A 12,044-nucleotide genomic window follows, 5' to 3' on the forward strand; every position below is an offset into this window, starting at 1 on the left:
GACCGCTACCCGATGTAACGACGCGCGGCCGACCTGCGCTGGGGGGCCTCCAGCAACCGCAATCCGTGCTCCACTTCAGCCGGAACCACCGCCCGCTCCCGCAGCACCCACGGCAAACCGCGCAGGCACTCCGCCACCGCGGCAACTGTCGTCCGGTCTCGCGGCGCGCTCGCCAGCACTGCGGCTCCCCGGCGGAATACCGAACGCCACGGGCGGCGCAACATCAACGTCCACAAGGTGTTCCGGATCCCCAGCCCCCGCCGCCGGCGCGGGTCGCGCAGCTTCGAGGGCGCGTGGTGGATCACGACGTCCTCCCGCCAGCACATCCGCCAGCCGAGCGCGGCGAGGTCCAGCGCGAGCAGTTCCTCCTCCCCGCCGAGCCACATCCGCGGCGAGAAGCCGCCGACGTCCCGGAACGCCCGCACCCGGAACATCGTCAGCCCGGCCATCACCCCGAGCAGCGCCGGCCCGGGCAGCCATTCCGGGCCGGGCACCGGCGAGAACCGCAGTTCCGGCGTGATCGGGTCCTCGCGCAGGTCCGGTTCGACGAGGCAGCGGCCGGTCACCGAACCGAGACCGGGGTGCGCGTCCAGGACGTCGGCGGCGCGGATGAGGGAGCCTGGTTGCCAGGTGGTGTCGTCGTCGCAGAACGCCACGTACCGCGTCGTCACCTCGCGTACCGCGAGGTTGCGGCCGACCGCGCCGAGGTTCTGGTCCAGCTTGATCAGCCGCACTTCCGGGAAGTCGCGGGCGACGAGGTCGGCGGTGCCGTCCGTGGAAGCGTTGTCCACCACCAGGATCGGCGGGCGTTCCGGCAGCGCGACCATGCGGGCGAGAGTCTCCTGCAGTTGTGCGCGGCGGTTGTGCGTGATCACCACAACGGACGTCCGGTCCATGCTCATCCTTCCGTCAACCGGGCTTGTCGTTCGATCGCGGCAGGCAGCACCCGGCGGCGAGCCACTGCCTGCGGCAACCGGACCGCGGCGGCGGCCAGCGCGGCGAGCAGACTCGGTTCCCGGCGGGCGCGGGCAAGCAGACGCCGCAGTTGGGCCGCGCAGACGTCAGCTGGTCGTCGTTGCCAGCCGATGAGCAGCTGGTTACGGGCCTCGGCTCGCTGCCGCCAGCCCGGTGACGGCCGTGACCGCGACGGATGATGATGCGCGACAACATCTTCCGCGTAACAGAGCTGCCAACCGGAAGCAGCGAGGTCGTAGGACAGCAGCTGTTCCTCGGCGCCGAAGTGCAGCATCGGACTGAACCCGCCGACCTCAAGGAAAGCCGACCGTCGCACGATCGCGGAGCAGGCCAGGAAACCGAGCACGAGCGGACCGGGCGCGTCTGGCGGAGTCCCTAGTGGACTGTTCGCGAGGGCCGGCGTGATGGGGTCTTCGCGTTCTTCCGGGCCGACCAGAGTTCGTCCGGTTAAGAGGCCGAGGCTCGGGTGGGCGTCGAAGAGTTCTTCGGCGCGGCGGAGCGCATCGGGAGCCCACCAGGAATCATCATCGCTGAAAGCCACGTACGGAGTCTGGGCCGCGATGACGCCCTGATTGCGCGCGGCGGCTCCGTGATTCTGCGGGCTTCGGATGACCCGGACCTGCTCGAAGGAAGCGGCGATCTCAAAGGTGTCGTCCGTGGATCCGTTGTCCAGGACGATCACCGGCGGCTTGGAGTCTATTGTGGACAACTGGTGAAGAGTGCGCGCCAGTTCGTCAGCCCGGTTGCGGGTGGCCACGACGACGGTAGTCCGCGTCACAGCGTTTCCTTGAGCGCACCGACGAGTTCGGCCAGCGGTCCGGGAAACGGGTGTTCCGCGGCAGCGCGGGCGCGGGCTTCGGCGGAGCAGCACCAGTCGAACCACGAGTCGAGGTCAGCTCGGGTAGCGTTCGCGGGCAGGACGGCTGGCCAGCGCAAAGCGCTCGCTTGAGCGGTGACCTTCCCGCCGTGCGCGACGGGGTCGACAGCCAGTACCGGGACACCGGCTTTCAGCCCGAGCGCGAGCCCGTGCAGCCGGGTGCTGACCAGAACGCCCAGGCGGGACAGCGTGCTCACGAATTGGTCCGGCGTCGCGCAATGCCGCCAGTCGTCGGTGGCGAGGCGGGTGTCGAGCGGGACCCGGCCGCAGTCGAGGTCGCCCAGCCAGTCGGCGAGGGTCGCGTGCACCGTGTCGTGCCTCCGGTCCTCGCCGTACTCGGGCTGGTCCGGCGCGAACACCACGCCGACCACCGGAGGGGTGCCGAGGCGCGCGGCCAGGGACAGGTCGGTGGCGCAGGCGTCGCCGTCGTCGCGGGCGAAGACCACGTCGAACCCGGTGACCGCGGGGTCTGTCGGATCGGGCACGGACACGCCGATCGCCAGCCGGCGGCACTGCGCGTACCGGCGGTGCAGATCCTGGAGTTGCGTGCCGCGTAACGGGCCGCAAGCGAAGACGACGTGGCTGAAGTCGTCCGGCGCGGCGTCGTCCAGGTGCAGGCCCTCGGGGTGGAACGCCGGGCTCCACACGGTCAGGTGGTCGACCCCGGCTTGGGTCAGGACATCGCTCACCGCGCGTAAGCTCAGCACGTCGCCCGCGGTGGCCTCGCCGTGCCGGAAGCTCGCCCAGCCGGTCAGGAGTACTCGCATGCCCGGCGGTTACCCGTGAGTCGGCGCGGTTAACGCGGCGTTGCGCGGGTATCCGCCGCGGCATGGCTTTCTCCCACGCGATAGTCACCGGCGGAGCCGGATTCGTAGGCGCGCGGCTCTGCGCGAAACTGCTCGAAGAAGGCACGAGAGTGACCGCAGTGGACAATCTCGCGACGGCCCGGCTGGGTGCCCTGGACGCCATCGCGGGGCATCCGCGGTTTCAGCTGCTGGAGCACGACGTGACGAAGCCGATCCCGGCCCCCGGAGCGGTCGACGTGGTCTTCCATCTGGCTTCTCCCGCGTCTCCACGGGACTACCTGCGGCTGCCGCTCGAGACGCTGCGCGTGGGTTCGGCGGGCACCGAGAACGCCCTCGCCGCGGCGGGTCGGGCGCGCTTCGTCCTCGCGTCCACCAGCGAGGTGTACGGCGACCCGCTGGAGCATCCGCAACGCGAAACCTACTGGGGCAACGTGAATCCGATCGGCCCGCGCAGCGTGTACGACGAGGCCAAGCGCTACGCCGAGGCGTTGACCAGCGCGATGCGGCGCAGCGCGGGCGCGAACACCGGGATCGCGCGCATCTTCAACACCTACGGCCCCGGCATGCGAGCGGACGACGGCCGGATGGTGCCGTCCTTCATCACCAAGGCGCTCGCGGGCGAACCGTTGACCGTCGAAGGCAGCGGACGGCAGACGCGCTCGTTGTGTTTGTGGACGACACCGTCGACGGGCTGCTCGCGCTGGCGCGCTCGGACCACTCCGGACCGGTGAATCTCGGTAACCCGCACGAACTTTCGGTGCGGGAGATCGCGGAGCGGGTGCTCGCGGTCACCGGGTCGGCTTCGCGGATCGTGCACGTCGATGCGGCTGTTGATGATCCGCGCCGGAGGTGTCCGGATATCTCGGTCGCGCGCGAGGCGCTCGGTTGGGCGCCGCGAGTGGAGGCGGGGGAAGGGTTGCGGCGGACGGTGGAGTGGTTCGCCGGGCGGCGGGTTGCGGCTGCGTGAGCGGGATGTCGCTTTGGTGAGTTGCGGTGGATCGCGGTAGTCCACACGAGTTTTCGGTGCGGGAGATCGCGGTGCGGGTGGTTGGGGTGGTCGGGTCGGTTTCGCGGTTCGTGCGTGTTGGTGCGGCGGTCGATGATCCGCGTTGGCACCGCGGGTCGCGGTGAGCGGGGCGTGGCTTCGGTGAGTAGTGGTGGATCTTGGTAGCCCACATGAGCTTTCGGTGCGGCGGTCGATGATCCGCGTTGGGCGGTGTCCGGACATTTCGCTCGCGCGCGAGGCACTCGGCCGGGCTCCGCGAGTCGCCGCAGGAGAAGGATTGCGGAGCACGGCGGAGTGCTTCACCGCGCGGCGGGTCGCGGCCGCCTGAACAGGGCGTCGCTTCGGTGAGTAGCGACGTCCTGGGGTTTTCCGGCGGATTCGTTTATCCCCGACTTCGCCGGGTAGTGCTTCCGGGACGGCGGGCCGCTGGGGTCCGCCCCGCCGGAGAAGGGGTGAGCGGGTGCGCTTCCTGGGAATCAACGCGGTGTTCCACGACCCCGCCGCCGCGCTCGTCGTTGACGGCCGGATCGTCGCGGCGGCCGAGGAAGAGCGGTTCAGCCGGCGCAAGCACGGCAAGCAGGCGGTGCCGTTCTCGGCGTGGGAACAGCCGGGCCAGGCAGCCCGCTGGTGCTTGGAGCAGGCCGGGCTCACCGCGGCGGACCTTGACGCTGTCGGGTTTTCCTACGATCCGGCTCTGGTCGAACCCGGGCTGGCCGGACACGACCCCAGCGGCGAAGAGCTGCGGACCGAATTCGCCCGCCGTGCCCCGAAATTCCTGGCGAGCGAATTGCCTGGATTGGACCAGGAGAAGGTCTGGTTCGTCCGGCACCACGTCGCGCACGCCGCTTCGGCCGCGCTGGCCGGACTGGCTGGCGACTCCGCGGTATTAGTCGCGGATGGTCGCGGCGAAAGCACGTCGTATTTGGCTGGCGAGTATCGCGACGGACGGTTCAAAGAGCTTGCCGCGCAAAAGCTTCCGCATTCGCTCGGTCTGTTCTACGAGGACCTCACCGAGCACTTGGGATTCGCGCGGTCGAGCGACGAATACAAGGTCATGGCGCTGGCGTCCTATGGCGAACCGGTGCATCTCGACTACCTCCGCGAACGCGTCCACGCGACCGAGGACGGCGGGTTCCGCACTCGAGCAATCGACTGGTGCGCGCTCGCACCGCGCTGTTCTCCCGGCGAGGAACTGACGCGTCGGCACGCTGATCTTGCCTCCAGTGTCCAACGGGTGCTGGAGGAAGTACTCCTGGATCTTGCTCGCTGGCTGTACGACCGGACCGGGCAACAGACTTTGACACTGGCCGGTGGAATCGCGCTCAACTGCGTGGCCAATACCCGGCTGCACGCGGAGAGCCCGTTCGAATCAGTCTGGATTCAGCCTGCCGCCGGAGACGCCGGGACCGCGCTCGGTGCGGCACTCCAACTCGCGGCCGATGCGGGCGAACGGATCGAGCCGATGTCCGAGGCCGCGCTTGGTCGCGAGTGGACAGACGACGAGCTGGAATCCATTCTGCAGAAGGCGAAGCTGGATTACGAACGCCCGGCAGACGTCTCGGACGCGGTGGCGGAAGCATTGGCGGACGATCAGATCGTGGCTTGGTTCCAAGGCCGCGCCGAATTCGGTCCGCGTGCGCTCGGGCATCGGTCCCTGCTTGCGCACCCTGGCCGCGCCGGGAATCTGGAGCGGCTCAACGACGTGAAGGGCCGCGAGCAATTCCGTCCGGTCGCCCCGATGGTGCTCGAAGACCGAGCTGCCGAGATCTTCTCGCGGGGCCCGTTGCCCAGTCCCTACATGCTTTTCGTCCACGACGTCGCCGAGGCGTGGCGCGAGCGGCTGCCTGCGGTGACCCATGTGGACGGTACTGCCCGGGTGCAAACTGTCGACCCCGCCGTCGATCCGCGGACCGGGCGCGTGCTGTCGGAATTCGCGCAACGGACCGGACTTCCGGTAGTCGTCAATACGAGTTTGAACACCGCGGGGCGGCCGATGGTCGATTCTCCGCGCGACGCGTTGGAGTGTTTCGGTTCGGCTCCGGTGGATGTTCTGGCGTTGGGACCGTTCGTGGTCCGGCGGCACCGGAACCGCTGACTTTCGAGGAGGTGCCGTCATGGCAGACCATTTCGCCGACTTGTGTTCGGCCGCGCAACGTTTGCGTTTCGCCACCCCGCGCATCGCCGCGTGGGGCACGCATCTGGCCAGTGTTTTCGAGAACGGCGGGCGGTTGCTCGCCTGCGGCAACGGGGGAAGCGCCGCCGAAGCGCAGCACCTGACCGGCGAGCTGGTGGGCCGGTTTCGACGCGATCGCCGTCCCCTGTCGGCGATCGCGCTGCACGCCGACACCTCGGCGCTGACCGCGATCGGCAACGACTACGACGAGGCCGAACTGTTCGCCCGCCAGGTCCGCGCACACGGGCGGGCCGGTGACGTGCTCGTCTGCCTGTCCACCAGCGGTACCAGCCAAAACGTCGTCGCGGCGGCGAAGGCGGCCCACGAGCTGGGCGTGACCACCTGGGCGTTCACCGGACCGGCGCCGAACCCGCTCGCCGCGCTGTGCGACGACGCGGTGGCGGTCGACGCCCCGAGCACGGCCACCGTGCAGGAGCTGCATCTGGCGCTGGTGCACGCGTTGTGCGAAGCCTTGGACGACGCGCTCGGGGTGCCCGCGTGAAGCCGCTGGTGGTGGTCGGCGACGTGTTCCTCGACGTGGACGCGGAGGGCGTCGCGGAACGGCTCTGCCCGGACGCGCCCGTCCCGGTCGTCGACGTGACCAGCCGATGGCTGCGTGCGGGCGGAGCTGGCCTCGCGGCGTTGCTGGCGGCTCGGTCGACGGCTGAGGTGGTCCTCGTGACCGCACTCGGCGGCGACCGTTCCGCCCGCACACTCGCCGGGTTGCTCGAACCGGAAGTGACGCTGGTTCCGGTTCCGCTGGAGGGCGGCACGGTGTCGAAAACCCGGATCCGCGCGGCCGGGCAATCGTTGGTGCGCTTGGATTCCGGCGAAGGCATTGCTTCCGCCGATACTCTGCCGGACCGAGCCGAGCGTGCCTTGCGCGGCGCCGGGGCGATCCTGGTGGCTGACTACGGCCGGGGCATCACGCGAAACCCGCGGCTGCGCGAGGTGCTGACCGAATTGGCGTCCCGGATTCCGGTGGTGTGGGATCCGCATCCGCGCGGTGCCGAGCCGGTGCCGGGAACGCGGCTGGTCACGCCGAATGCCAGCGAGGCCACTGCGGTCGTGCCGGACGCACTCGAGATGCCGGGTCTGCTGCGGGAACGCTGGAACGCCGGCGCGGTCGCGGTGACGGTCGGTTCGCGGGGTGCGTTGGTGGACGACGGTGAGTCGGTGCGGCGGATCTCGGTGCCGGACGGTGCGCAGGTCAGTGGTAGTGCGACGGATACCTGTGGTGCGGGGGACCGGTTCGCCGCGGCTGCGGCGGCCGGGTTGCTGGACGGCATGCCGGTCGCCGACGCAGTGCGCGCTGCGGTCGAAGCGGCGGCTCGGTTTGTCGCTGCGGGCGGAGCCAGTGCACTGTCCATTGAGGAAGATCGGGCAACCGAGTCCATTGAGGACTCGCAGAAGCCGGATTTCGCCGCGGGAAACGCGTTCGCGGTAGCGGAACGAGTCCGGGCGGCTGGCGGACGGCTCGTCGCGACCGGCGGCTGTTTCGATCTCCTGCACCCCGGGCACGTCAGCCTGTTGCGGCAGGCGCGAGCCTTCGGCGACGCACTCGTGGTGTGCGTGAACTCGGACAGTTCCGTACGCCGGTTGAAAGGCCCGGGGCGACCGCTGTTGTCCGCGCGGGACCGGGCTCGGCTGCTGACCGCACTGTCCGTTGTGGACGCTGTGGTGGTCTTCGAGGAATCGTCCCCGGTCGCGATCCTGGAGCGGCTGCGCCCGGACGTCTGGGTGAAGGGCGGCGACTACGCGGAGGCGGAGCTGCCCGAACGGGCGGTGGTCGAGCGGTACGGCGGCGAGATCGTGCTGGTGCCGACCCTGCCCGGCTATTCGACGACAAGGCTGGTCGCCGCCGCGGCCGGCCAATGAAACCTGGTCTCGAGGGAGTCTGATGCGTTCTCTTGGCAACGTTCTGATCACCGGCGGCGCGTCCGGCCTCGGCGCCGCGACGGTCGAGGCGGTCCGTGCGGAAGGCGGCACCCCGTGGGTGCTCGACCGCGCCCGGCCCGCCGACGGCGTGGAATTCGTGCAGGTCGACCTCGCTGACTCCGCCGCGGCCGAGGAAGCCGTGCGCGAGGTGGCCGGAAGAGCCGGCGGGCTCGACGGAGTGGTGACCGCCGCGGGGATCGACGCGTGCGGTCCGCTCGGCGAGGTCCCGGCCAAGGACTGGGAGCGGGTCGTGCACGTGAACCTCCTGGGCACGGTCGCGGTGGTGCGGGCCGCGCTGCCGTATCTCGAGCAGTCGCACGGCCGGATCGTCACCGTGTCCTCGACGCTCGGCATCAAGGCCGTCAGCGACGCGACCGCTTACTGTGCCTCGAAATTCGGCGTGGTCGGGTTCACGCGAGCGCTCGCGGCGGAGCTTGCCGGCCGGGTCGGCGTGACGCTGCTGGTACCCGGCGGGATGTGGACCCGCTTCTTCGACGACCGGACGGAGCAGTACCGCCCGCCCGCGGACGCGAAGCTGAACCGGCCGGAGCATGTCGCCGGGACAGTGGCGTTCGCGCTCGGCCAGCCGCCGGACGCGGAGGTGCGGGAACTCGTGGTGTGCGCTTCGGAGGAGGGGTCGTGGCCATGAGCCTGCTTGGCCAGCCGCCCCAAGCCGCCGGAGGCGAACGTGCGCCGCGCCGCGACGTTGAGCGGCGAGAACGCACAGCGTCCGCGAAAGGGGCTCGGCCATGAGCGTCCTAGCTCTGCGCGCTCTAGGAATCGGCGACCTGCTCACCGCGGTCCCGGCACTGCGCGGTCTCCGCCAGGCATACCCGGAAGAACGGCTCGTCCTGGCCGCGCCGGAATGGCTTCGCGACCTGGTCGAGCTGGTCGACGCGATCGACGAACTGCTTCCCACTCCCGGGCTCGGCACGCTGAACTGGCCCGGACCGCCGCCGCGGCTGGCGGTGAATCTGCACGGCAACGGGCCGGAGAGCATCCGCGACCTGATGTCCGTTCTGCCGGGCACGCTGCTCACGCACCGCAATCCGGCGGTCCCGGAGATCCCGGGCCTGGACTGGACGCCGGGCATCCACGAGGTCGATCGCTGGTGCCGGCTGGTCGAATACGGCCAGTGCCCGGCCGACCGGAGTGACCTGCGGATTTCCCCGCCGCCGGGGCCGAGTCCCGCGCCGGGGGCCGTCGTCGTGCACCCGGGTGCGGCGTTTCCCGCCCGGCGCTGGCCGCCGGAGAGGTTCGCGGAGGTAGCGCGCGAACTGGCCGCGGCCGGACATCGCGTGGTGCTCACCGGCGCGGCGGCCGAGCGTGCGTTGGCGGAGGAGGTCGCGGCGCGAGCGGGGCTGGGTGCGGAGGCGGTGCTCGCCGGACAGACCGGATTGGCCGAACTGGCCGCGCTCGTGGCCGAAGCGGCGCTGGTGGTGTGCGGGGACACCGGCGTCGGACATCTCGCGACAGCCTTCGGTACGCCGTCCGTCCTGCTCTTCGGTCCGACGCCACCCCGCTGCTGGGGACCGCCGCCGGACGTCCCGCAGCATGTCGTGCTGTGGGTAGGCGACGTCGGCGACCCGCACGGCACGGAGCCGGACGCCGGATTGCTGTTGCTGAGCAAGGATCGCGTCCTGGCGGCCACCCAGTCGGTGCTGCGGCAGGGGGTGTCGCATGGCTGAACGGATCGGCGTACTCGGAGCGGGCTACGTCGGGTTGACCACCGCCGCCTGCTTCGCCGCGATGGGCCACCAAGTGTCCACTGTAGACATCGACGAGGCCAAGGTTTCCCGGTTGCGGGCCGGGGAAGTCGACCTTGCCGAGCCGGGCCTGGCCGAGCTGGTGGCCGAAGGGCTCCGGGAAGGAAACCTGACCTTCTCCGGAGATGTCGCTGCGGTCGCGTCGTCGACGATGGTGTTCCTGTGCCTGCCGACGCCGCCGGGCGAGGACGGCACCCCGGATCTCCGCGCGCTTCGCAGTGCTCTCGCCGACCTCGGCCGGGTGCTCGCGCCGGGCACGATCGTGGTGACGAAATCGACCGTGCCGGTCGGGACCGCGCCGCTGCTCCCGGAGTATCTCGGCCGCGCGGACCTTCCGGTGGTCAGCAACCCGGAGTTCCTGCGCGAAGGCCATGTCGTGCACGACTTCCGGTTCCCGGACCGCGTCGTCGTCGGCGCGGATCCGCCGGATTCGCCTGCCGCGGACCGGGTCGCGCAGCTCTACGCGCCGACCGAATCCCGGGTGGTGCGCACGAGCAGCGCGAGCGCCGAGTTGGCCAAATACGCCAGCAACGGGTTCCTCGCGGTGAAGGCGTCGTACGCGAACACGTTGGCAGAGCTGTGCGAACAGTGCGGCGCGGACGTCCGAGATGTGTCCGCGGTGATGGGCCTCGACCCCCGGATCGGCCCGCAGTTCCTGGCCCCGGGACCAGGCTGGGGCGGATCCTGCCTGCCGAAGGACGCCAGCGCGCTGCTGCGGACGGCGGATTCGGCGGGCGTCGAGTTCGGACTGCTTCGCGACGCGGTGCGGGTGAACACCCGGCAGCGCACGCGAATGGTCCGCGCGATCCGGACGGCGGCGACCGGGCGGCCGGACGGTCCGCTGGACGGCGTCCGGATCGGCGTGCTGGGGCTGGCGTTCAAGGCAGGCACCGGCGATGTGCGCGATTCCCCGGCGGTCGCGGTCGCGACCGAGCTGGTCCGGCGAGGCGCCGAGGTCACCGCGTACGACCCGGCCGTCCAGTCCGAAATGGACGGTGCGACGGTCGTGGACGATCCCTATCTGGTCGCGAAAGACGCGGCCGTGCTGGCCGTTCTCACCGAATGGCCGGAATTCCGGGACCTCGACTGGCCCCGGCTCGCCGAAGCGGACGACCGGCCGGTCGTGGTCGACACCCGCAATCTGCTCGATCCGGACGTTCTCGCCGAGGCCGGGTTCGCCCGGATCGGCGTCGGCACCCCCGCGGAGGTTCCCGATGCGTGTTCTCGCCCTAGGCTGCACCCTCAAGCGCTCGCCGGACCGCTCCAGCAGCGACCTGATCGCCCGGCAGCTGCTCGACCTGTTCGCGGAACGGGGGGCGACCGGCGAACTGGTCCGGGTGGCCGACCGTGACGTGCGCCCCGGCGTCGAGGCCGACATGGGCGACGGCGACGAATGGCCGGAGATCCGGCGCAAGGTCGCGGCCGCGGACATCGTGCTGATCTCGACGCCGACCTGGGTCGGGCACATGTCGAGCATCGCGCAGCGGGTCGTGGAACGGCTGAACGCCGAACAGTCCGAGACCGACGACGAGGGCCGCCCGGGGATGTTCGGCAAGGTCGGAGTCGTCGCGGTGGTCGGCAACGAGGACGGGGCGCACAAGATCACCGCGGATCTCTTCCAGTCGCTGAACGACATCGGCTTCACGATCCCGGCCCAGGGCGGGACGTACTGGAACGGGGAAGCGATGAAGGGCGGGGACTACCAGGATCTGGACGAGACGCCGGAAGCGGTCGCGTCGACTAATGCGACGCTGGTGCGGAATGCGGTGCATCTGGCGGAGGTGTTGGGGAAGCAGCAGTATCCGGCTTCGTGACGCGTGGTTTCGTGGCTGTGGCTAGGTTGCTGGGCGGAGGTCGCGAAGGCGCGACGGAGACGGCTGGGCTGCGGCTCGGCCGGGGCTCACGGCCGCTGCCCGATAGTGCGACGCTGGCCCGGAATGCGGTGCACCTCGGGGAGGTGTTGGGGGAGCAGCAATATCGGGCTTCGCGGGTCGTGGTTTCGTGCGGCTGTGGCTGTGGCTAGGGTTGCTAGGCAGTATCCGCGAACGCGCGACGGAGACGGCTGGGCTGCGGCCCGGCCGAGGTCACGGCCGCGGCCCGATAAAGCAACGCTGGCCCGGAATGCGGTGCACCTCGGGGAGATGCTGGGGAAACAGCAATATCCGGCTTCGCGAGGCGCGGCGCCGTGTGGTCGTGGCTAGGTTGCTAAGCAGAATCCCCGAATGCGAGACGGAGACGGCTGGGCTGCTAGCCGGTCGACTTCGCGTCGTCCAGCCGGGCAAGCAGAACATCCGCTCCGTCAGGGGGAACGCCGGGCTCCTCTGCGGGCAGCAGCCCGGCCGAAGCTCACGGTCGCTGCCCCACCCCAGTCGCGATCTCGTGCCCGCGATGCCCGTCCGGCGCCAGCGGCGGCGTGCCCCCGCCCGCCCCCTGCCGGAGGCCATGCAGAAACTCCCGCACCGTCTCCTCAGCGGACCACTCCGGCTGCCAGTCCAATTCGGAC

The 12,044-nt window shown here is 70.4% G+C and carries 10 protein-coding genes and 1 pseudogene; 8 read left to right on the forward strand and 3 right to left on the reverse strand.

What is annotated here, in order from left to right:
• Nucleotides 1-5: 5 nt before the first annotated feature.
• From D0D37_RS32450 to D0D37_RS32460, 3 genes are read right to left on the reverse strand one after another with little or no spacing between them, the layout of a single operon-like run.
• Complete coding sequence (locus D0D37_RS32450) at nucleotides 6-896, reverse strand: glycosyltransferase family 2 protein (RefSeq protein WP_116204419.1); 891 nt, start codon at nucleotides 894-896, stop codon at nucleotides 6-8.
• Nucleotides 897-898: 2 nt separating this feature from the next.
• Nucleotides 899-1,753, reverse strand: coding sequence for a glycosyltransferase family 2 protein (locus D0D37_RS32455; protein ID WP_116204420.1), 855 nt, complete (start codon nucleotides 1,751-1,753; stop codon nucleotides 899-901).
• Nucleotides 1,750-2,619, reverse strand: a complete 870-nt coding sequence (locus D0D37_RS32460) for a polysaccharide pyruvyl transferase family protein (protein ID WP_116204421.1) — start codon at nucleotides 2,617-2,619, stop codon at nucleotides 1,750-1,752. The genes D0D37_RS32455 and D0D37_RS32460 overlap by 4 nt, the downstream gene beginning before the upstream one ends.
• Before the next feature lie 62 nt (nucleotides 2,620-2,681).
• Here D0D37_RS32460 and D0D37_RS32465 point away from each other — a divergent pair.
• The 8 genes and pseudogenes from D0D37_RS32465 to D0D37_RS32505 all read left to right on the forward strand — a co-directional run bounded on the left by D0D37_RS32465 (nucleotide 2,682) and on the right by D0D37_RS32505 (nucleotide 11,355).
• Nucleotides 2,682-3,625: pseudogene (locus tag D0D37_RS32465) on the forward strand (NAD-dependent epimerase/dehydratase family protein).
• Between the two features lie 499 nt (nucleotides 3,626-4,124).
• On the forward strand, nucleotides 4,125-5,759 hold the full coding sequence (locus tag D0D37_RS32475) for a carbamoyltransferase family protein (protein ID WP_116204422.1): 1,635 nt from the start codon (nucleotides 4,125-4,127) through the stop codon (nucleotides 5,757-5,759).
• A gap of 19 nt (nucleotides 5,760-5,778) precedes the next feature.
• Nucleotides 5,779-6,339, forward strand: a complete 561-nt coding sequence (locus tag D0D37_RS32480; protein WP_116204423.1) for a D-sedoheptulose-7-phosphate isomerase — start codon at nucleotides 5,779-5,781, stop codon at nucleotides 6,337-6,339.
• Complete coding sequence (gene rfaE2 / locus D0D37_RS32485; RefSeq protein WP_116204424.1) at nucleotides 6,336-7,715, forward strand: D-glycero-beta-D-manno-heptose 1-phosphate adenylyltransferase; 1,380 nt, start codon at nucleotides 6,336-6,338, stop codon at nucleotides 7,713-7,715. The genes D0D37_RS32480 and rfaE2 overlap by 4 nt, the downstream gene beginning before the upstream one ends.
• 22 nt (nucleotides 7,716-7,737) lie before the next feature.
• On the forward strand, nucleotides 7,738-8,424 hold the full coding sequence (locus D0D37_RS32490; RefSeq protein WP_116204425.1) for an SDR family oxidoreductase: 687 nt from the start codon (nucleotides 7,738-7,740) through the stop codon (nucleotides 8,422-8,424).
• Between the two features lie 100 nt (nucleotides 8,425-8,524).
• A complete protein-coding gene (locus D0D37_RS32495; RefSeq protein WP_116204426.1) occupies nucleotides 8,525-9,463 on the forward strand; it encodes a glycosyltransferase family 9 protein in 939 nt (312 codons plus the stop codon).
• Entirely contained in the window at nucleotides 9,456-10,892 is a 1,437-nt protein-coding gene (locus D0D37_RS32500) for a UDP-glucose dehydrogenase family protein (RefSeq protein WP_116204427.1), read from the forward strand. Before D0D37_RS32495 ends, D0D37_RS32500 begins: the two co-directional genes overlap by 8 nt.
• Nucleotides 10,816-11,355: a flavodoxin family protein gene (locus D0D37_RS32505; protein ID WP_244223752.1), complete on the forward strand. Its 540-nt coding sequence runs from the start codon at nucleotides 10,816-10,818 to the stop codon at nucleotides 11,353-11,355. Before D0D37_RS32500 ends, D0D37_RS32505 begins: the two co-directional genes overlap by 77 nt.
• The last annotated feature ends 689 nt before the right edge of the window (nucleotides 11,356-12,044 follow it).

It is taken from the genome of Amycolatopsis circi (genome assembly GCF_003385235.1).
Taxonomy (GTDB): Bacteria; Actinomycetota; Actinomycetes; order Mycobacteriales; family Pseudonocardiaceae; genus Amycolatopsis; species Amycolatopsis circi.